The sequence below is a fragment of the Winogradskyella litorisediminis genome, from assembly GCF_042675765.1.
GTDB lineage: Bacteria > Bacteroidota > Bacteroidia > Flavobacteriales > Flavobacteriaceae > Winogradskyella > Winogradskyella litorisediminis.
The window spans coordinates 75,734-96,953 of sequence record NZ_JBHTJL010000011.1 but is presented as its reverse complement, the minus strand read 5'-3'; the positions used below and the strand labels follow the sequence as shown (position 1 = coordinate 96,953).

Below are 21,220 nucleotides of genomic sequence, written 5' to 3'. Positions count from 1 at the left end.
TGGTTACATAAATTTCTTTTCAATATCATCAACACCCAAAGTTATAAAAGTGGTTTTATTTGTTGGTGATACTGATGGTTCTTTACAAGCAAACAAACTATTTAAAATATGCTCTTGCTCATCTGCATTTAACGATTGTCCTGTTTTAATCGACAAGCTTTTTGCCATTGATTTTGCTAATAAATCTGAAGCGCTAAAGTTTTGGTCTGGTACATCATTTTCCACATCACTAATCAATTGCTCTAACACAATCGTAACTTCACTTTCTGGTACACCAACAGGGACACCAGTAATTATAACACTTTCATCTTTTACATCAGAAAATTGAAAACCTGCAAACTCCAAATCGGATTGTAACTGCTTGATAATTGCAATATCCGAAGTAGAAAAACTAATATTTAAAGGAAACAACAATTGTTGGGTTGTTGCTTCTTTAGACGTTAGCTGTTTGAGTAAATTTTCATACAATATACGTTGGTGCGCACGATTTTGGTCTATAATTAACATACCAGATTTTATGGTGCTCACAATGTATTTTTGTCGTAATTGATATGTGGTTTTTTCTGGTGAAACTTCGCTCGATTTAAATATTGATTCCGTTTTAGCTTCACTTTCAAATGTTACTTCATCAAAGTTATTTAGCGCGTCATTTGACTTGGATTCTAAACCTACATACAAACTTTCCCAGTGTGCTTGAGTTTTTAATTGTCGATTATAATTTTGTTTTTGCGGAGCTGCACCGCTAGAAGCAAATGGATTAAAGGAACTATCAACTGTTATTGTCGGTGTTTTGCCTGATTTGTTTTTATAATTATAGGGAGTATCTAAGTTGGCATCACTATCAAAATCTAAAACAGGTGCAATGTTAAATTGCCCTAAGCTATGCTTAACCGAAGAGCGTAATATGGCGTAAAGCGTATGCTCATCATCAAATTTTATTTCAGTTTTTGTAGGATGAATATTAATATCAATCGTTTGTGGGTCGACCGTAAGATTTAAAAAATATGTCGGATGATAGCCATCTTTTAATAAACCTTCAAACGCAGCATTTATAGCATGATTTAAATACGGACTTTTTACAAAACGATTATTTACAAAAAAGAATTGTTCGGATTTGGTTTTTTTAGAAAACTCAGGTTTACCTACAAATCCAGAAACGGTTAAAACTTCAGTAGCTTCTTCAACAGGCACTAACTTTTCGTTGGTTTTTGTTCCAAAAATATTCACCACGCGTTGTCTATAATTGGTCGCTGGTAAACTAAATTGTTCGCCACCATTGTGAAACATTGAAAACGCAATATTAGGATGCGCCAACGCCACACGATGAAACTCATCAGTAACATGACGTAACTCTACAGTATTCGACTTTAAAAAATTTCGCCTTGCTGGAATATTGAAAAAAAGATTTTTTACAGATACCGAAGTTCCTTTTGGTGTCACCACAACGTTTTGAGATTTCACTTCGCTACCTTCAATGACAATACACGTTCCGAGTTCGTCATTTTCTTGTTTTGTTTTAAGTTCAACATGTGCAATTGCGGCAATACTTGCTAGAGCTTCTCCTCGAAAACCTTTAGTATTAAGCTTAAATAAATCTTCGGCAGACCTAATCTTTGAGGTTGCATGACGCTCAAAGGACAAACGCGCGTCAGTTACGCTCATGCCTTTACCATCATCAATAACTTGAACAAGCGTTTTACCAGCTTCTTTAAGAATAAGTTTTATTTCTAAAGCACCAGCATCAATAGAATTTTCTAGTAATTCTTTTACTACTGAGGCAGGACGTTGCACTACTTCACCAGCTGCAATTTGGTTGGCAACATGGTCTGGTAAGAGTTGAATAATGTCTGACATTTGCTCTAATAGAAAATTGAAAGGTCAAAATCCAAGATGTAAAGCGCGATAAAAGTGAAGACGAGGATTAAAATATAAATCGTTTTATTGAATCCAGAATTACCTCTGTTTCTCTGATTAAGTCGTGTTTCGTGCCACTGACCAGAAAAATCATTTTTATTTAAAGTTTCTGCATACGCGTCAAACTTTGTTGGAAACTCTTGCTCGTCTATTTCTTGTTTGCCTTTATAATATCTTGGAGTATAGTTGAATCTTTTGTTCTTTGGCAATCCTTTGTACAACTTAAATTTTATCGGTCCCATAATTCATCATTTTATATATCCATTAAGAATATAGATTAATACAAAAACTGCTACTAAAAAGATAATCAATGCGGGCAGTGAAGTTAAAAAATTTCCTTTTCGTTTGGTATTTCCTCGAAGTTCTGCCCATTTGGCTTTTAACTCCTTATCAGATTCACCACGTTGAGATTCCGAAAAGCGTGTTTTATAATTAAACTTCCTATTTGGCTTTTGATTAAACACTTTTAGTTATGCTAAGATTCCTTTCAAAAATACTGAAAATACTAGGAAAATAGCTAAAGCAATTACTAAAAATTGTTAACAAAAAGGATGCCAGAATTAAGAGATGAAAGATATTAGATGCTAGAAAATAGATTTGTGTGTAATTGCATTTGAGTCATGTCGAACGCAAAGACCCATTTAATCATGCTTTTATAAAAATCTTAAACTATGTGATTTAAATACTCTGTAATTAAGTTTCTCGACTGCCGCTCGAAATGACATTCAGTTTCATATTCGAATTCGAGTTGGAGTTCATCTTCGTCTTCAAATTCTAATACCCAATACTTCCACTTCGTTTTGAAGCATTTCTTCGAAGCTCTGCCATTTTAATTGCTGCAATAGCAGCTTCTGTGCCTTTGTTACCATGTTTTCCGCCAGAACGGTCAATAGATTGTTGCATGTTATTATCTGTAAGAACACAGAAAATAACTGGCGTATCATTTTGAACATTTAAATCCTTTATGCCTTGCGTTACGCCATCACAAACAAAATCAAAATGTTTGGTTTCGCCTTGTATTACAGAACCAATTGCAATCACGACATCTACATTTTGCAATTGCATTTTTTTGCAACCGTAAATAAGTTCGTAGCTTCCTGGGACATTCCATCTGGTGATGTTTTCCTCTAACGCTCCACAATCTTGAAGTGCAGCAATGGCGCCATTATAAAGACCTTCAGTAATAGTATCATTCCATTCTGAAACAACAATCCCAAACCGAAAATCTTTCGCGTTTGGGATTGTAGCTTTATCGTAATTAGATAAATTTTTATTTTCGGTTGCCATATGCTATAAGCTTGCTTCTGCTTTTCCGATTAATATATCAACGTCTTTAGCATCTTCAGAAGTTGGGAATTCTGTTTTAATGCGTGTTAAATAATCTAATGCTTTTTGATTTTCGCCAAGACCCATCGCGACTATTGCAGCTTTCTTTAAATAAAGAGGCGTCGTAAAATCATTAGTGTTATCGTTGATTGCTTTTTCGTAATACTCTAAAGCATCTTTTGGCTGATTTAATTGCACAAATGCATCGCCAATTCCACCTTTTGCAATTGGAGATAGCATAATATCATCGCTTTTAAAGTCGCTTAGATATTTAATAGCTTCGTCATATTTATTCATGTTTAAATATGCTGTACCAGCGTAATAATTTGCTAAATTTCCTGCTGGAGTTCCGCCGTATTCGTCAATAATATCTAACATCCCAAATTTACCTTCACCACCTTCAAGTGCCAATGTAAATAAAGAATCTTTTGATGTTGACGTTAAGGCCTCGTCAAAGTAACCTTGTGCAACTGTCATCTCATTCATTGCATCTTCTGCCTTTGGCTCTGCAATAAGTTTTTCGTAACCTATAGTTCCAAGAATAGCTAAAGCCACAACAGCGATAACCACAAAAATCCATTTTTGATTCTTAACAACCCATTCTTCGGTTTTTGAAGCCGACTCGTCTAAGGTATTAAACACCTCAGCTGTTGTAGATTCTTCTTCAATATGCTCAACCTTCTCTTTTTGAGTTTTAGGTTTATATCCTCTTTTCTTATATGTTGCCATAATTTCTTTTTTGTGCGTTGGCAAAAATAAAATTTTTATTGGTATATAAAAGCCTATTTATTTGTTATTTTTCAATAATTTCGCTTTGTAAATTTTCTAAAAAAAATCGCTCAAACACCTCGATTACACTGCCTTTTATGTTTTTAAAGAAACTCTCATTATTGAATTATAAGAATTTTGAAAGTTCTTCATTTGAGTTTGATACAAAAATTAACTGTTTTGTTGGCGCAAATGGTATAGGTAAAACCAATGCTTTAGATGCCGTGTATCACTTGGCATTTGGCAAAAGTTATTTCAACCCTGTGGCGTCTCAAAATATTAAACATGGCGAAAACTTTTTTGTAATCGATGGCCATTTTGAAAAAAACGAACGCGACGAAAAAATAGTGGTTTCGCTTAAAAAAGGACAGAAAAAAGTTATAAAACGCAATGCGAAAGCTTATGAAAAATTCAGTTCGCATATTGGTTTTATTCCGCTAGTTATTATTTCGCCAGCTGATAGGGATTTAATTAGTGAAGGTAGTGACATTCGTCGGAAGTTTATGGACAGTGTTATTTCGCAAAGTGATAAAAACTATTTATCTGACCTAATCAATTACAACAAAGTGTTGTCTCAGCGTAATGCGTTGCTGAAATATTTTTCTGCTAACAATACCTACAATTCTGATACATTAGAGGTCTACAACGAACAGCTAAAAACGTTTGGCGAGCCTGTTTTTGAAAAACGACAAGCATTCATCGAGACTTTTATACCGATTTTTAAAGAACGTTACGCAAGTATTAGCAATAGCTCCGAAACGGTAAATCTAAGTTATAAAAGTGATTTGTTTGATAGTGATTTAGCAATACTTTTAAAAAACAGCTTAGCCAAAGACCGTGCGTTAACATATACAAGCGTAGGAATTCATAAAGATGATTTGGTATTTGAAATTGACGAATATCCCATAAAAAAATTTGGAAGCCAAGGTCAGCAAAAATCCTTTTTAATTGCATTAAAGTTAGCGCAATTCGATTTTATAAAAACGCAAAGTGGCGTGCCCCCAATTTTACTTTTAGATGATATTTTTGATAAGTTAGATGAAAACCGTGTGGCACAAATTATTAATTTGGTCGATAATGATTATTTTGGACAAATATTTATTAGCGATACACATGCCGAACGTACTGAAAATGTAGTAAAGCAGATACACCAAAGTTATAAGATAATTAAATTGTAAAAGAAGTTGTTTAGTTGTTATCTGAAAGTTACCTCGACTTCGCTTGGTGACCGAAAAAATCTTAAATTTGATTCATGAAAAAAATTCTCGCGTTATTATTTTTTATATCAATCCTTTCTTGTTCTACAAATCCAGAAAGTCATCTCGAACACGTAAACGGCTATTGGGAAATTGACCAAGTGATTTTTACTGATGGCTCAAAAAAAAGCTACAAATACAACGAAACGATTGATTACATAAATATTAATGATAGTTTGAAGGGTTTTAGAAAGAAACTAAAACCTGGGTTTAATTCAAAATACATAACGTCTGACGATGCCGAAGGTATCACTGTAAAAATTGAAAATGATAGCTTAAACTTTTATTACAAAACGCCTTTTGCCAACTGGAAAGAAACAATTCTCATGGCAGAAGAAAATAACATGAAAGTGCTTAACGATCGTGAAACCGTTTATATTTACAGACGTTATAAACCATTAGAATTGGATTTGGAGTAAGATTTTTTTAAATAAAAAAACAAATTACAATATCGAAATACCAATTTCAATATCGAGCGTTAGTCGAGATGTAATTGAAACTTGAATCACTAAAGAGTTCTCGACTGTCGCTTGAACTTAAAAAAACAAATGGAGTATCATAAGTCTTTATAATTCTTTTTGATTAAATTCAAGATATCAATTAAATCAGCATGAAAAAAATTTCACTACTTCTATTTATATTTTGTGGCTTTGGTCTCAATTTAGAAGCACAATCTTCAGATTTATACCAAACTTGGTATTTAAATTTTTGTCAAAGTAGTGATGGCTCACCAGAATATACAGTTTCAAACATCAATCCTCCAATAACTCCAACCTTGACAATTTCAAATGATGGTAGTTTTACTGGAGTCGCAGCTTGTAATACATTTAGTGGTGTTTTTGAATTTCTGCCAAATGGAACAATGAGCATTCAATCTTATTCAACAACTACAAATGATTGCGGAAACGCTAACCTAAATAATTTTGAAGCGAGTTATAGAGACACTCTAGATTTAGCTGCTTTTTACAATGTTGGTACTGATGCAAATGGGATGACACTTGCTCTTGACACACCAATTTTTGGCGGAGCTGACTTTACCAATTATGTACTAAGTACTAACGCCTTTCTAGAACGTAAAATATCAGTTTATCCAAATCCTGTAAAAGATATTATTCACATTAAAAGTAATACAGCTTTAAATAAAATCGAAATCTATTCTTTAAACGGAAAAATGATTCACACTGAAAATAAAGCATTCGATAATTTGAATTTAGAATTTCTCAATTCTGGTATATACCTGGTTAAATTTTATACCGAAAATGGTTCAACTTTTAAAAAGATTGTAAAGGAATAATTTTGTATTTACATTTGACGTTCAATATTTCTAATAATTCTATAGTATTCAGAATCGAAGAAATAAAACAATATGTTTACCGCTTTCGCAGCAATATTATGGCAAAACGCAATAACGAAAATCAAACCATTCAAGACGTACTCAAAGAGTTTGTCTCTACCAATAATTTACAATCTGGTTTAGATAAAGTCAACGTGCGCGAAGCTTGGATAAACCTAATGGGTAATGGCGTTAATAACTACACAACTGCCATAGAATTAAAACGCGACATTCTTTATGTGCAGCTAAGCTCAAGCGTTTTACGTGAGGAATTAAGTTACGGAAAAGAAAAAATTATCGCTATGCTTAATGAAGCGATTGGAAAAGAAGTGATTACAAAATTAGTTTTACGCTAATTTATAACAATCATAAATTTTTGCTAAGCAGTCAATTAAAGATTTAGTTTCAATTTATCTTCGTAATTCAAACTTACGATGATGAAGTACGCCTTATTCTTTTTAATTCTGTTAACAATTCCGACTATGATTTTATTCGACTTTAATTCTGAAAGCAATATTAGTAATTGGCGTGTTGTAGATGATGTGGTTATGGGCGGACGTTCCGATGGAAATTTTAAATTAAATGAAGATGGCCATGCTGAATTTTCTGGCGATGTGTCTTTAGAAAATAATGGTGGTTTTTCTTCGGTTAGATATAATTTTGAAACAGTTGATGCTTCAAAATATTCAACTTTTAAAATATACTTAAAAGGCGACGGAAAGTCTTATCAATTTAGAGTTAAAAGCAACGACAATCAGCGCTATTCTTACATTTATGAATTTCAAACTTCTGGTAAATGGGAAATTATTTCAATTCCATTTAACCAAATGAAACCAGCATTTCGTGGTCGTCAACTTAATCAACCTAATTATAACGGAAACACAATGGAAGAAATTGCTTTTTTAATTGGAAACAAAAAACCACAAAGTTTCAGCTTATTGATAGATAAAATTGAGCTAGAATAAATCTATTAAGCGCCAATATCAAAAATCTAAATTCCAAAAATTATTCAACCAAAATTCCTACAATATTCTATTGCGTATTACAATTGGTCTTAGTATTTTAGTTATATGACTGAAGCGGCAATAGAACAAGAAAATGCAGCCATTGCAAAGGCGTACAAGGAACTACTCAAAGTAAGTTACCAAACGCTCACGACTGACGATAAGAAATTAATTCGTCATGCGTTTGAGGTTGCCGTTGATGCGCACAAAGAACAACGCCGAAAGTCTGGCGAAGCTTACATTTTTCACCCAATTGCAGTCGCTAAAATTGTAGCCCAAGAAATTGGCTTAGACGCCACGAGTATTGCTGCTGCCCTACTTCATGATGTGGTTGAGGATAATCCAAACTATACTATTGCCGATATGGAACGCCTCTTTGGCGAAACCGTTGCACGAATTGTGGATGGACTCACCAAAATTTCCTCGCTTAAAAAAGATATGGATGTGTCTCTACAAGCGGAGAATTTCAGAAAAATGCTCTTAACGCTCAACGATGATATTCGCGTCATCATTATAAAAATTGCAGACCGTTTGCACAATATGCAAACCATGGACAGCATGCGACCAGATAAGCAAGTGAAAATTGCTTCGGAAACGTTATACATTTATGCGCCTTTGGCTCACAGAATAGGACTTTATAATATCAAAACCGAACTCGAAGATTTAGGTTTAAAATACACACAGCCTAACGTTTATAACAACATTTTAAGCAAGATTGAAGACAGTAAAGAAGAGCAACAAGCCTATATTAAAGATTTTAACAAGGTTATAGAAGATTCGCTCAATGCTGAAAATCTACAATATGAAATAAAAGGTCGCACAAAATCCATTTTTAGTATTCGCCGAAAAATGGTAAAACAAGGCGTAAGTTTTGACGAAGTTTATGATAAGTTCGCGGTGCGAATTATCTATAAATCAGACCTTAAAGACGAAAAGTTTTTGGCTTGGAAAATATATTCTATCGTAACAGACCATTTTACACCGAATCCTATTCGACTTAGAGATTGGATTTCATCACCAAAATCTACAGGATACGAAGCTTTGCACATTACCGTTGTTGGGCCAAAAAGCCGTTGGGTAGAAGTGCAAATTCGTAGTGAACGCATGAACGAAATTGCCGAAAAAGGCTATGCCGCACACTACAAATATAAAAACGAAAACGAAAAGGAAGATAGTCTCGACCTTTGGATAAACCGATTACAAGAAACCTTAGAAAGTGATGATACTAATGCTGTAGATTTTGTGGAGCAATTTAAACTCAATCTTTACAGCAAAGAAATATTTGTCTTTTCACCAAAAGGTGATTTAAAATCTTTACCTAAAGGTGCAACGCCACTCGATTTTGCATTCAGCATACATACCGAAGTTGGCATGAAAACACGTGGTGCCAAAGTCAACGGAAAATTAGTACCGCTTAGTCATGAATTGGTAAGTGGCGATCGTGTAGAAATTTTAACCTCAGAAAATGCAAAACCTAATACCAACTGGTTAGATTATGCCACAACAGCACGTGCACGAAGCAAAATAAAAACAGCATTAAACGCAGGTAAAAAAGAGGTTGCTGAAGAAGGAAAAGAAATTTTACGCCGTAAATTAAAACAGCTTAAAATTACCCTGAATGAAAATTCGGTCAATGAAATGGTGAATCATTTTAAGCTAAATACGTCTCAAGATTTATTTTACCGTGTAGGCTTAGGCACTATTGATAATACCATGCTTAAAGGTTATGCTTCCTCTCGTAGTAACGCATTAGTCAATTACTTTAAGAGTAAAATAACTAGAAAGCCGACAGCACCTGCAGATATCGACAAAGATGAAATCACCTCTAAATACGATATGCTGGTGTTTGGTAAAGAGGAAGAAAAATTAGATTACACATTGGCACAATGTTGCAACCCAATTCCCGGTGATTCTGTATTCGGATTTTTGACCATAAATGATGGCATTAAAGTGCATAAAAAAAATTGCCCTAATGCGGTTAGTCTTCAATCTAATTACGCTTACAGAATCATGCAAGCTAAATGGAAAGACTCGTCTCAACAAGAATATACGTCACAAATTTTATTATCTGGTTTAGATGATTTAGGATTGGTTAATGATGTTACTAGAGTTATCTCGGCAAATATGCACGTTAACATGAAAAGTCTTAATTTTTCTAGTGATGATGGTATTTTTACAGGTAAAATAACCGTTGTTGTTAAAAATAAAACCATGCTAAAAAAACTCATTGATAATCTCAAAAAAATCAATGGTATAGATAAAGTGACGCGCGTTTAAAACCCTTGAAAACTTGTTCATTTCTTTTTTATTTTAGGTTTAATTTTGGACTAACTTGCTACAATTTTGTTTAAATTTACTCCCGAATTGTCGCGGTAAATATGAGTGCAAAAACAGAAGAAAGTAATCAGGAAATTGTAAAACGTGTGTTTACCAATTTCTTAGAAGAAAAAGGCCACAGAAAAACACCTGAACGCTACGCCATACTTCAAGAAATTTACGATAGTGAAGAACATTTTGATATAGAATCTTTATACATCAAAATGAAAAATAAAAACTATCGCGTTAGTCGTGCAACACTTTACAATACCATAGAATTACTTTTGGATTGTGCCTTAGTGCGTAAACATCAGTTTGGACAAAACCAAGCGCATTATGAAAAGTCTTATTTTGATAAACAACACGATCACGTTATTCTTACAGATACCGGAGAAGTTATAGAATTTTGCGACCCGCGAATTCAATCTATAAAAAAAACCATAGAAGAAGTTTTTGATATTGAAATCAATAACCATTCGCTTTACTTTTATGGCAACCGAAAAAACAACACTACAAAATAACATACAATGGCAGTAGATTTACTACTAGGATTACAATGGGGCGACGAAGGCAAAGGAAAAATTGTCGATGTTTTCACCTCTAAATACGATATTATTGCACGTTTTCAAGGTGGACCAAATGCAGGTCACACACTTGTATTTAACGGCAGAAAACATGTATTGCATACAATACCTTCTGGGATTTTTCATGAAGATACTGTGAATTTAGTTGGTAACGGTGTTGTCATTGATCCTGTTATTTTTAAGAAAGAATTAGATAAACTAGACGAGCAAGGTGTTGATTATAAAAAAACACTTTTAATTTCTCGTAAAGCACATATCATCTTGCCAACGCATCGCTTGTTAGATGCAGCCAGCGAAACGGCAAAAGGAAAAGCAAAAATTGGTTCGACTTTAAAAGGAATTGGACCAACATACATGGATAAAACTGGAAGAAACGGTATTCGAGTTGGTGATATTGAATTGGCAGATTGGAAAGACAAATACAGAACGCTTGCCGATAAACATCAAGCCATGATTGATTTCTACAATGTAGATATTCAATACGATTTAAAAGAACTTGAGAATGAATTTTTTGCTGCGGTTGATGTTTTAAAATCATTAACCTTCATTGATTCTGAAGAATATATACACCAAGCACAAACTGCAAAAAAGTCTATTTTAGCTGAAGGTGCTCAAGGCTCTTTATTAGACATAGATTTTGGGACGTATCCATTTGTAACTTCATCTAACACAACTGCCGCTGGTGCTTGTACAGGATTAGGTGTAGCTCCAAATCAAATTGGTAAAGTCTTTGGAATATTTAAAGCTTATACAACACGTGTTGGTTCCGGACCATTTCCTACGGAATTATTTGATGAAGATGGCGAAACCATGGGTCGTGTTGGTCAAGAATTTGGTGCAACTACAGGTCGTCCAAGACGATGTGGTTGGTTAGATTTAGTAGCATTACGTTATGCTTGTCAAGTTAACGGAGTGACTGAATTAATTATGATGAAAGGCGACGTACTTTCAGGATTTAAAACCCTAAAAGTATGCACAGCTTATAAATATAAAGGCGAAATTATTAAGCACTTACCTTATAATATTGAAGCCGAAAACGTCACTCCTATTTATACCGAATTGAAAGGTTGGGCTGCAGATTTAACAGGAATGACCGAAGCTTCTCAATTACCAGATGCCTTAAATGGTTATGTTGAATTTTTAGAAAAAGAATTAAATATTCCTATCACTATTGTTTCTGTAGGTCCAGATAGAAAGCAAACGATTGTGAGGAAATAGGCATCCGTAATGTTGTATTTCTGTTAAAAAAAAGATTAGCTCATACGAAAGCAAAAGTAAATCGGTTAATAGTCAATAAATCAAAATTTTGAAATTACTTAAATTAATCTTACTCCTCTTTTGCTGCACCTTCGCAACTACAGGCTTTTCTCAAAAAAAAGAAAAGCTTAAAATTATTTATGCAGGTAAAGGCGACGCTAATAATAAAGAGGGATTTACTACATTTCTAAGAGACAATCAACAACAAGTGCATTTTGTGCATAAAGGCATTGACTTTTACTGCGACAAAGCTGTTTATTATAGCAAGCAAGATTTCATTGAAGCGTTTAGCAACGTCCGCATGATACAAGGTGACACTATAACCATGACGGCTAATTATACGGAATATAGTGGCAAAACAGAATTAGCTTTTGCTCGCGGCAACGTAGTTTTAACAGAACCCCAAACTACATTAACTACGGACAAACTACATTTTGACCGTATAAAACAACAAGCCTTTTACAATACGTCAGGTAAAGTTGTACGCGATTCTTCAGGAACAATCACCAGTAAAATTGGTAGATATTATATCCCGACTAAAAAATATCAATTTGTCGATAGTGTTGTACTTGTCAATCCAGAATACACATTAAAAACAAAACGACTTGACTTTTTTAACGATTCTGGTCACGCCTATATTTTTGGACCTTCGACCATAACTGGCGAGAACAATAAAATTTATTGCGAACGTGGTTTTTACGACACTCAAGAAGATTTTGGTTATTTTGAGCGTAATGCCAAAATAGATTACGACGACCGCGAAGTCAAAGGTGACAGTATGTATTTTGACCGTAAACTCAACTTTGCTTCAGCCACAAATAATATTGTGGTAACCGACACAATTAACGAAAGTATTGCCAAAGGCGATTATGCCGAAGTGTGGAAAGCTAAGGACTCACTATTCATTACAGGTCGTGCATTGGCGATTTCTGTTCAAGAAAAAGATTCTATCTATTTGCACAGTGATACTTTGATGTTAACTGGACCTGAAGAACACCGCATCACAAGGGCGTTTTACAATGCCAAATTGTATAAAACGGATTTGGCTGGTAAGGCAGATTCTATTCACGCAGACCATAAAACGGGTTTAACACAAATGATAAATCTGGCTCGGTATAATTCTAAAGACCCTTTTGCCATAAAGCGAAAACCTTTATTGTGGAATATAGACAACCAAATGTCTGGCGATACAATTCATCTCATTTCTAATGTTGAAACTAAACAACTGGACTCTTTAAAAGTTTTTTACAACGCCTTCTTAGTTAGTAAAGATACCATAAGCGATGATGGCTTTAACCAAACCAAAGGAAAAGAACTTATAGGTTTATTTAAAGAAAATGAGCTCTACAACGTAGATATTATAAAAAATGCTGAAGTTATTTTTTACAGTCGGAATGATACTGGAGAATTGATTGGTATTAATAAGTCAAAATCCGGAAGTATTAACATCAAAATTTCAGATAATGATATCGAAGAAATCCGATTAATTAATAAAGTGGACGGCGACTTAAGTCCAGAATCCATGTTTCCAAAAAATGCGAATCGACTACGTGGTTTCGATTGGCGTGGCGATGAACGTCCAAATAGTGTTGAAGACTTATTTAAGGACGACCCACCATTAAATCTGCCAATTATTAAAGGTTTAGATGATTACGTACCGCCCGAAGATTTTTTCGACGAAGAATTAAGAACGCGTATCGATAACGCAAAACCAGAGGATAAAACCAAGGAAAATAAAGCCGCACGAAACGTTCCTGAGAAAAAAACTCTAGAAGTCGATAAAAAACCTGACCTAAAAAAGAAAAAATCTGGCAACTAATATGCAAGATGATTTTTTTAAATATCAAGCGCAAACTACACCACACCCGTTAGCGGTAGAAGTAAGTCATGCCGAAGGTTCTTATATTTACGATAGGTCTAACAATGCTCATCTCGATTTTGTTGCCGGAGTTTCGGCGCTTCCATTAGGACATAGACATCCAAAGGTCGTTGACGCTATAAAAAATCAGCTTGACAAATACATGCACGTCATGGTTTATGGCGAATATATTCAACAACCAGCTGTAGAGTTAAGCCGACTTTTAGCCAAGCATTTGCCCGCATCTTTAGACACAACATATCTAGTCAATTCTGGTACCGAGGCTATAGATGGCAGCATTAAATTAGCGCGACGTTATACAGGAAGAACAGAAATTATTGCAGCAAAAAACGCTTACCATGGCAATACAATGGGCGCATTAAGCTTAATGGATTACCAAGAGCGTAAACGTCCGTTTCTGCCTTTAATCCCAGATGTAAGACATATTACTTTTAATTGTGAATTCTGCCTCAATAACATTACAAAAAAATCAGCAGCGGTAGTTTTAGAAACCATTCAAGGTGGTGCAGGTTTTATTGAACCAAAGAATGATTATCTTAAAAAAGTAAGACAACGTTGCACGGAAGTTGGAGCATTACTGATTTTAGATGAAATTCAGCCAGGTTTTGGTCGTACTGGAAAATTGTTCGGTTTTGAAAATTACAATTGTATGCCAGATATTCTTGTGACTGGAAAAGGACTTGGCGGCGGCATGCCAATTGGTGCTTTTACAGCGTCTAATGAAATGATGAGCAGCTTGAAGGACAAACCAAAATTAGGACATATCACCACGTTTGGCGGTCATCCCGTAATTGCAGCTGCTGCTTTAGCAACGCTAAAAGAAATCACTGAATCTAATCTGATACTCCAAACTCTGGAAAAAGAAAAATTATTTCGCAAACATTTGAAGCATCCAAGAATAAAAGAAATTAGAGGTCTTGGATTAATGTTAGCAGCTTTGACAGATTCCGCAGAAATTACTTCAGAAGTTATACTAAAAGCTAAAGACAGAGGTTTAATTTTATTCTGGTTATTATTTGAACCTAAAGCCATTCGCATCACACCACCATTAACAATATCGGAAGAAGAAATTATAAAAGGTTGCAAGATTATTACGGATATTTTAGACGGTTTAGCTTAGAGATTTCAATTCTTTCATTTAGGTACAGAAATTGCACTTACCAAAATCACATCATCAAAACAACTGTTAACTACTTTGTTAAAAACATTAACAATTTTAACGTCAAACAGAAAAGGATAACTGTAATTTAGTTTTGTTGAATATTACATCTGCCTATGGAGTATAGTCAAAACGAAAATTACAATAATATGTCCCTCACAAAGTTTGAGTCGATGTTAAAAACAAACGATGTATTGTTTTTTGACTCTGACGAATTTGAAAATATCATTCATCATTATCTCGAAAACGGTAAAATTTCCCTAGCTAAAAAAGCGATTAAGCTTGGCTTAGAACAGCATCCATCGTCAATAAATCTTAGATTATTTAAAATTGAAATTCTAGTCATAGAAAACAAGTTTGACGAGGCTAATGATATACTTGAAGAACTTCATTTTTTAGAACCTAATAATGAGGAAATCTATATCCAGAAAGCCAACGTACTTTCCAAACAAGACGAGCACCAAAAAGCGATAAGCGCTTTATTAATTGCTCTCGACTTATCGGAATCTCCTGAAGGCGAAAGTGACCTTTATGGGTTAATTGGGATGGAATACTTGTTTTTAGAACAATTTGAAAACGCATTAATTTATTTTCAGAAGTGTTTAGAGGTTGAACCTACAGACTATGCAGCTTTGCACAATGTTATTTATTGTTTTGACTTCTTAGATAAAAATCAAGAGGCAATCGATTTTTTAAACGCATACTTAGATATCAATCCATATTGCGAAGTGGCTTGGCATCAACTTGGTCGTCAATATTTTGCTTTAAAAGAATATGAACGGGCCAATTCGGCTTTTGATTTTGCAATAATTTCAGACGATACTTTTGTTGGTGCTTATCTAGAGAAAGGAAAAGTTCTAGAAAAGCAGAAAAAATATCACGAAGCTATAGAAAATTATAAAATTACTCTAGCTCTAGAAGACCCAACATCATTTGCCCTACTAAGAATGGGCTATTGCTACGAAAAATTAGGTGATGATGATTTAGCGGTGCAATTTTTTAATCAGACGGTTGAGGAAGACCCTCTTTTAGACAAAGGCTGGATTGCTATAACTAAATTTTATAATAAAAAACAAAACTACCAAAAAGCATTGCATTACATTAAAAAAGCCGTAAATATTGACGGTGATAATGTGTTGTATTGGAAATTATACGCTCAAATTAACCTACGTTTAAACTTTTTAGAAGAGGCCGAAGAAGGTTTTAAACGCACTATTGAATTGGGTAATTACGAAATTGATACTTGGATTAATCGTACTGATATTTTAATAAAATTAGGCGAATATGAAGCCGCTATTTACAATTTGCTTCAAGCCATAGAATTTTATCCAGAATCTGCTGAGATTGAATACCGACTTGGTGGTTTATATTTTAAAACTTGGGAACAGGAAAAAGGACGTTACCATTTAAAGAATGCCCTTCGCCTCAATATTGATTACGATTTTATTTTAGATGAGTTATTTCCAAATATCTTAAATAGACCAACGGTTAAAGCTATAATTTCGTCCTCAAAAAAATCCTAGAACTTAAAATTATTTTAACTTAGCGTTCATAACAAAATCATCTATGCAACGCAGTTTTTTTAGCTATCTCATAATTTCATTAAAAGGAGTTGCCATGGGCGCAGCCGATGTAGTTCCTGGTGTCTCTGGCGGAACCATAGCCTTTATCTCAGGTATTTACGAAGAATTAATAGATAGTATAGACCGTATTGACTTAGGCTTTTTCAAACTTTGGAAAGACTCCGGATTTAAAGCCGCTTGGCGGTCAATCAACGGCACATTTCTTTTGGCATTATTTACAGGTGTTGCCGTAAGTATTTTGTCATTAGCGAAATTGATAAAATATTTATTGCATAATGAACCCATTTTGTTGTGGTCCTTCTTTTTTGGATTGGTTTTAGCAAGCATTTTATATATCGCTAAACAGATAAAAAAATGGTCAATAAAAATTATTGTTGCCATTATTTTAACTTCGGTTCTATCCTACTTCATTACGCTTTCAGAACCATTTGCATCACCAGATAGTCCGTTTTATTTATTGTTCTGTGGTTTTATTGCCATTATTGCTATGATATTACCAGGAGTTTCAGGAGCATTTATTTTATTAATTCTTGGAGCGTACCAAACGGCAATCGACACAATTAATAATTTACGTGATGGTTTACTTAATGGCAATTGGGAATTATTAAAAGACGCACTTTTAAATTTTGTACTACTAGCAATTGGAGCTGTTATCGGAATCAAAGTTTTTAGTAAACTTTTAAACTGGATGTTTAAACATAAAAAAAATATCACACTTGCAATTTTAACTGGTTTTATGATTGGTTCGCTCAATAAAATTTGGCCATGGAAAGAGATATTATCTACACGTATAAATTCTGAAGGTTTAGAAGTACCACTTTTAGAAAAAAGTATTTTACCGCAAAACTATGAAGGTGACCATCAAATGCTTATGGCATTGGTGTTTATGGTTATTGGGTTTTTTACAATTTTAATTCTTGAACGATTAGGAAAAGGAAAAGAAAACGTCAAAGCTTAAATGGAAAGTACGCGCTCACTTAAAGATAAAATTTTCCTAATCATAAAAGGCTTAGCAATGGGCGCGGCAAATAAAGTCCCTGGTGTTTCTGGTGGTGTAGTAGCTTTTGTCGCAGGATTTTATGAAGAATTTATATACTCACTTCAGCGCGTTAACAAAACAGCTTTTAAATTACTTCTTAATGGGCGCTTTGTAAGCTTTTACAGATTTATAAATGGACGCTTTTTGTTTCTTTTATTCCTCGGAATGGTTATAAGTTACTTTAGCGTTTCAAAATTATTAGACTACTTAATAATTCATTATCAGCTTTACGTTTGGAGCACATTTTTTGGAATGATTTTAGGCTCTATTTATTACATCAATAAAGATTTTAAAGACTGGAACAGTAAAACCATCATTGCTCTTATCATTGGCGCATTGGTTGGTATTGGCATAAGCTTTTTAGACCCAGCTAAAGAAAACGACAATTTATTTTTTGTTTTCTTATGCGGTATCATTAGTGTTTCAGGTATGACATTACCAGGTTTTTCTGGCTCATTTATACTTATTATTTTAGGAAATTATGTGCTACTTCTTGTAGATTCTGTAAATGCACTTTACGATACAATATCTGATGTTTTTTCAGGAAACTTTGAATTTATTAAAAATGAGGCACGCATCAGATTACTAAAAGTCTTAACTGTATTTACTTTAGGTTCTGTAACAGGCTTAGTAACACTTAGTCATTTGCTCAACTATATTTTAAAGCATTATAAAAGCATAACACTCGCCACAATAATTGGCTTTATAATTGGTTCTCTTGGTGTTGTCTGGCCATGGAAAGAAACCATATTTAAAAAAAATAGAAACGGTGAAGTTTTGGTCGATTCCACTGGGAAATCTGTAGTCGAAAACTACCAGCGCTTTTTGCCCGAATTAAACCAAGAAACCCTTATTGCCATTGCATACATTGCACTCGGCATTTTTATAGTTTTAGCATTAGAATGGTATGGAAAACGCACGCAGCGCATCAAAATTTAAATTCGGACTTGTAGGAAAGGAAATCGATTACTCGTTTTCGAGGGGTTATTTTGCTAAAAAGTTCGAAGCTGAAAATTTACCACATTCTTACGTGAATTTCGACCTTGAGAATATTTCAAAATTCCCTTCAATTTTCGAAACTTCAAAAAACATCAAAGGCTTAAATGTTACGATTCCATATAAAGAAGACGTCATTCCTTTCTTAGATAAACTCAATAAAACGGCTAAAGCTATTGGCGCCGTAAATACCATTCGCGTTACAAAAAAAAGAAAACGTGTTGGTTACAATACCGATTATTATGGCTTTAAAAAATCATTAGAACCGCATCTAAAAAAACATCATAAAAAGGCATTGATTTTTGGAACTGGTGGCGCATCAAAAGCGATTGCATATGCTTTGAAGCTACTTAAAATAGAATTTAAATTTGTGTCGCGAAGCAAAAAAAATCTAGATGTTTTAACCTATTCAGAATTAACTGAAAGCATAATTCAAAAACATCAAATTTTGATTAATTGTTCGCCTGTTGGTACGTTTCCTAATGTTGAGCAATGTTTAGATATTCCATACAACGGTATTACAGAGCATCATATTCTCTATGATTTAATCTACAATCCGGCCGAAACAAAATTCCTTCAGCATGGTAAAAACCAAAATGCAACTATTATAAATGGCAGTAAAATGCTAGAACTTCAAGCCGAAAAATCTTGGCGTATTTGGAATAAATAAGCTCAATTTTATAGGCGTTGTTTAACACATAAGACTTTTTATTTGCTTTGCAATTGTTATCTTTAGCATCCACATTTAAAATTAAATAAAATGTTAGAGAATGATAACCTGCAAAATGCAGAAGGAAAAAAAGAAGTTGAAGAGACAAATGTTGAAACAACTCCAAACACGTCCGTACAAGAGACAACACCAGAAACTGTGATTGAAAACAAAACTACTGCTGATGAATCTTCGACAAAACAAGAAGAAACTCATGTTGAAGAAATTGATAACTCGAACGCCGAAGATGCTGAAGATGAAGACAACCAAGAGCGTCATAAACTAGAGGATAAAGATTATCACAGCATGAGTATGGAAGCATTGGTTACTGAATTTGAAAGCCTCCTGAAGAATCATAAAATACAAACAATTTCATCACATGTTAATGATATAAAGACAGAATTTAAGTCTAAATACGAAGTTTTGCTTGATGAAAAAAAGGCGGAATTTGAAGAAGATGGTGGTAATCCAATTGACTTTTATTATTCAAACGATACCAAAAAACGTTTCAATGCAGCGTCAAAAGAGTATAAACAAGCTATAAACGCCTACTACAAAGACCGTGAAAAATCGCTTAAAGATAATTTAGCGAATCGTCTAGAAATTATTGAAAACATCAAAGAATTGGTTGGTGTTGAAGAAAATATGGGCGAGACATACAAGCAGTTTAAAGAATTGCAAGACAAATGGCGAAATGCAGGTCCAATTCCGCGAGATAAATACAATAATGCTTGGAATACATATCATCATCATGTGGAGCGTTTTTATGACTTTTTACATCTTAATCGTGACTTACGCGACATGGACTTTAAGCATAATTACGACCAAAAATTGAAAATCATTCAGCGTGCTGAAGAGTTGGCGGCTAATCACAATGTTAATCATTCGTTTAGAGAACTACAGGTGTTACACAAGCTTTGGAAAGAAGAACTTGGTCCTGTGGCCAAGGAGCACCGTGACGAGATTTGGGAGCGTTTTAGTAATGCCACAAAAATTATCCACGATAAACGCCAAGAGTATTATGCCGATTTAGATAAGGCCTACGAGAAAAATTTAGTCCGAAAAGAAGAAATTATTGAAAAAATTAAAGCATTAAATACAGAGGAATCAACTTCGCATGGTGTTATACAAAAACGCATAAAAGCCCTTGAAGCGTTGCGCGAAGATTTTTTTAATGCAGGTAAAGTGCCTTTAAAACAAAATGAGGCGACTTGGAAAAAATTTAAAGATGCTGTTAGAGAATTTAATCGTAGCAAAAATAAATTCTACAAAAATCTTAAGAAAGACCAATACGAAAATTTACAGCAAAAGCTAGAGCTGATTAAAGTTGCGGAAGACAATAAAGACAGTGACGATTTTAAAACCGTGACGCCTTTGATGAAAAAAATCCAAAACGAATGGAAATCTATTGGCCATGTACCAAGAAAGGATTCTGATAAAATTTGGAAGCAGTTTAAAGCCGCTTGTAACCATTATTTTGACCGTATGCATGCAGAACGTAAAGCCGAAAATCAAGAGCTTTATGATGCATTTGACAAAAAGCAAGAACTACTTAACAAAGTCAAAGCTTTTAAATTTAGTGATGATGTAAAATCCGATGTAGCCAAGCTTCAAGATATAATTAAAACATTTAAAACTGTTGGTCATGTACCACAAAACAAACGTTTTATAGACGGAAAGTTCTACAAAGCTGTGGACAACGCTTTTGATGCGGTAAAGATGGAAAAATCTAAACTAGACATGATACGTTTTGAAGGTAGATTAGACAACCTGTCTGCTGGAGATGACACACGCCAATTAGATAACGAGCAAAATTTTATCCGCAAAAAAATTGACGAGGTAAAATCTGAAATTAACCAACTAGAAAACAACTTACAGTTTTTCTCTAATGTTAAGTCTGACAATCCATTAGTAAAAGACGTTCATAAAAACATCGCCAAGCATAAAAACGATTTAGAAACTTGGAAAAGTAAGCTGAAGCGCGTGCGCGAGATGTATTCTGAGGAATAAAAAAGTATTTATTAAACGGAAAACCAATTATCAGATTTCTCATCCTAATTATTAATTTTTCAAAATAAATTGTAAAATAGTGATTAC

20 protein-coding genes are annotated in these 21,220 nt (G+C 34.0%); 15 read left to right on the top strand and 5 right to left on the bottom strand.

The genetic code is table 11. The annotated features are described in order from the left end of the window. Window positions 1-3: 3 nt before the first annotated feature. The 5 genes from mutL to ACFQ1Q_RS09475 form a co-directional block, all read right to left on the bottom strand. The gene (mutL, locus tag ACFQ1Q_RS09495; RefSeq protein ID WP_386130466.1) at window positions 4-1,854 is read right to left on the bottom strand and encodes a DNA mismatch repair endonuclease MutL; all 1,851 of its coding nucleotides are present in this window, start codon (window positions 1,852-1,854) and stop codon (window positions 4-6) included. Between the two features lie 5 nt (window positions 1,855-1,859). Continuing rightward, complete coding sequence (locus tag ACFQ1Q_RS09490) at window positions 1,860-2,156, bottom strand: hypothetical protein (protein WP_386130463.1); 297 nt, start codon at window positions 2,154-2,156, stop codon at window positions 1,860-1,862. Between the two features lie 6 nt (window positions 2,157-2,162). Continuing rightward, the gene (locus ACFQ1Q_RS09485; RefSeq protein ID WP_386130460.1) at window positions 2,163-2,378 is read right to left on the bottom strand and encodes a hypothetical protein; all 216 of its coding nucleotides are present in this window, start codon (window positions 2,376-2,378) and stop codon (window positions 2,163-2,165) included. Window positions 2,379-2,688: 310 nt separating this feature from the next. Further along, the gene (gene ribH, locus ACFQ1Q_RS09480; protein WP_386130457.1) at window positions 2,689-3,201 is read right to left on the bottom strand and encodes a 6,7-dimethyl-8-ribityllumazine synthase; all 513 of its coding nucleotides are present in this window, start codon (window positions 3,199-3,201) and stop codon (window positions 2,689-2,691) included. A gap of 3 nt (window positions 3,202-3,204) precedes the next feature. Then, the gene (locus tag ACFQ1Q_RS09475; RefSeq protein ID WP_386130454.1) at window positions 3,205-3,969 is read right to left on the bottom strand and encodes a tetratricopeptide repeat protein; all 765 of its coding nucleotides are present in this window, start codon (window positions 3,967-3,969) and stop codon (window positions 3,205-3,207) included. 137 nt (window positions 3,970-4,106) lie between these two features. Here ACFQ1Q_RS09475 and recF point away from each other — a divergent pair, with 137 nt between their 5' ends. The 15 genes from recF to ACFQ1Q_RS09400 all read left to right on the top strand — a co-directional run bounded on the left by recF (window position 4,107) and on the right by ACFQ1Q_RS09400 (window position 21,133). Continuing rightward, window positions 4,107-5,186, top strand: coding sequence for a DNA replication/repair protein RecF (gene recF, locus ACFQ1Q_RS09470; protein WP_386130451.1), 1,080 nt, complete (start codon window positions 4,107-4,109; stop codon window positions 5,184-5,186). 74 nt (window positions 5,187-5,260) lie between these two features. Next, a complete protein-coding gene (locus ACFQ1Q_RS09465; protein WP_386130449.1) occupies window positions 5,261-5,683 on the top strand; it encodes a hypothetical protein in 423 nt (140 codons plus the stop codon). Between the two features lie 191 nt (window positions 5,684-5,874). Further along, a complete protein-coding gene (locus tag ACFQ1Q_RS09460; RefSeq protein ID WP_386130446.1) occupies window positions 5,875-6,558 on the top strand; it encodes a T9SS type A sorting domain-containing protein in 684 nt (227 codons plus the stop codon). Between the two features lie 98 nt (window positions 6,559-6,656). Continuing rightward, window positions 6,657-6,953, top strand: a complete 297-nt coding sequence (locus ACFQ1Q_RS09455) for a DUF721 domain-containing protein (RefSeq protein WP_386130443.1) — start codon at window positions 6,657-6,659, stop codon at window positions 6,951-6,953. An 81-nt stretch (window positions 6,954-7,034) separates the two neighbouring features. Beyond that, entirely contained in the window at window positions 7,035-7,562 is a 528-nt protein-coding gene (locus ACFQ1Q_RS09450) for a CIA30 family protein (RefSeq protein ID WP_386130440.1), read from the top strand. A gap of 105 nt (window positions 7,563-7,667) precedes the next feature. Continuing rightward, a complete protein-coding gene (locus tag ACFQ1Q_RS09445; RefSeq protein WP_386130438.1) occupies window positions 7,668-9,878 on the top strand; it encodes a RelA/SpoT family protein in 2,211 nt (736 codons plus the stop codon). A gap of 101 nt (window positions 9,879-9,979) precedes the next feature. After that, window positions 9,980-10,438 carry a Fur family transcriptional regulator gene (locus tag ACFQ1Q_RS09440; protein ID WP_386130435.1) on the top strand — a complete coding sequence of 153 codons (459 nt, stop codon included), beginning with the start codon at window positions 9,980-9,982 and terminating at the stop codon, window positions 10,436-10,438. 6 nt (window positions 10,439-10,444) lie between these two features. Then, window positions 10,445-11,719: an adenylosuccinate synthase gene (locus tag ACFQ1Q_RS09435; protein WP_386130433.1), complete on the top strand. Its 1,275-nt coding sequence runs from the start codon at window positions 10,445-10,447 to the stop codon at window positions 11,717-11,719. An 88-nt stretch (window positions 11,720-11,807) separates the two neighbouring features. Then, window positions 11,808-13,577: an OstA-like protein gene (locus ACFQ1Q_RS09430; RefSeq protein WP_386130430.1), complete on the top strand. Its 1,770-nt coding sequence runs from the start codon at window positions 11,808-11,810 to the stop codon at window positions 13,575-13,577. 1 nt (window position 13,578) lies between these two features. Then, window positions 13,579-14,757, top strand: a complete 1,179-nt coding sequence (locus ACFQ1Q_RS09425; RefSeq protein WP_386130428.1) for an aspartate aminotransferase family protein — start codon at window positions 13,579-13,581, stop codon at window positions 14,755-14,757. Between the two features lie 155 nt (window positions 14,758-14,912). After that, on the top strand, window positions 14,913-16,319 hold the full coding sequence (locus tag ACFQ1Q_RS09420) for a tetratricopeptide repeat protein (protein ID WP_386130425.1): 1,407 nt from the start codon (window positions 14,913-14,915) through the stop codon (window positions 16,317-16,319). A 43-nt stretch (window positions 16,320-16,362) separates the two neighbouring features. Next, a complete protein-coding gene (locus tag ACFQ1Q_RS09415) occupies window positions 16,363-17,337 on the top strand; it encodes a DUF368 domain-containing protein (protein ID WP_386130422.1) in 975 nt (324 codons plus the stop codon). Then, window positions 17,338-18,357: a DUF368 domain-containing protein gene (locus ACFQ1Q_RS09410; protein ID WP_386130420.1), complete on the top strand. Its 1,020-nt coding sequence runs from the start codon at window positions 17,338-17,340 to the stop codon at window positions 18,355-18,357. Continuing rightward, window positions 18,326-19,084 (top strand): shikimate dehydrogenase family protein, encoded by a 759-nt coding sequence (locus ACFQ1Q_RS09405; RefSeq protein ID WP_386130417.1) that lies wholly within the window; start codon window positions 18,326-18,328, stop codon window positions 19,082-19,084. Before ACFQ1Q_RS09410 ends, ACFQ1Q_RS09405 begins: the two co-directional genes overlap by 32 nt. Window positions 19,085-19,174: 90 nt before the next feature. Further along, window positions 19,175-21,133: a DUF349 domain-containing protein gene (locus ACFQ1Q_RS09400; protein ID WP_386130414.1), complete on the top strand. Its 1,959-nt coding sequence runs from the start codon at window positions 19,175-19,177 to the stop codon at window positions 21,131-21,133. Window positions 21,134-21,220 lie beyond the last annotated feature (87 nt).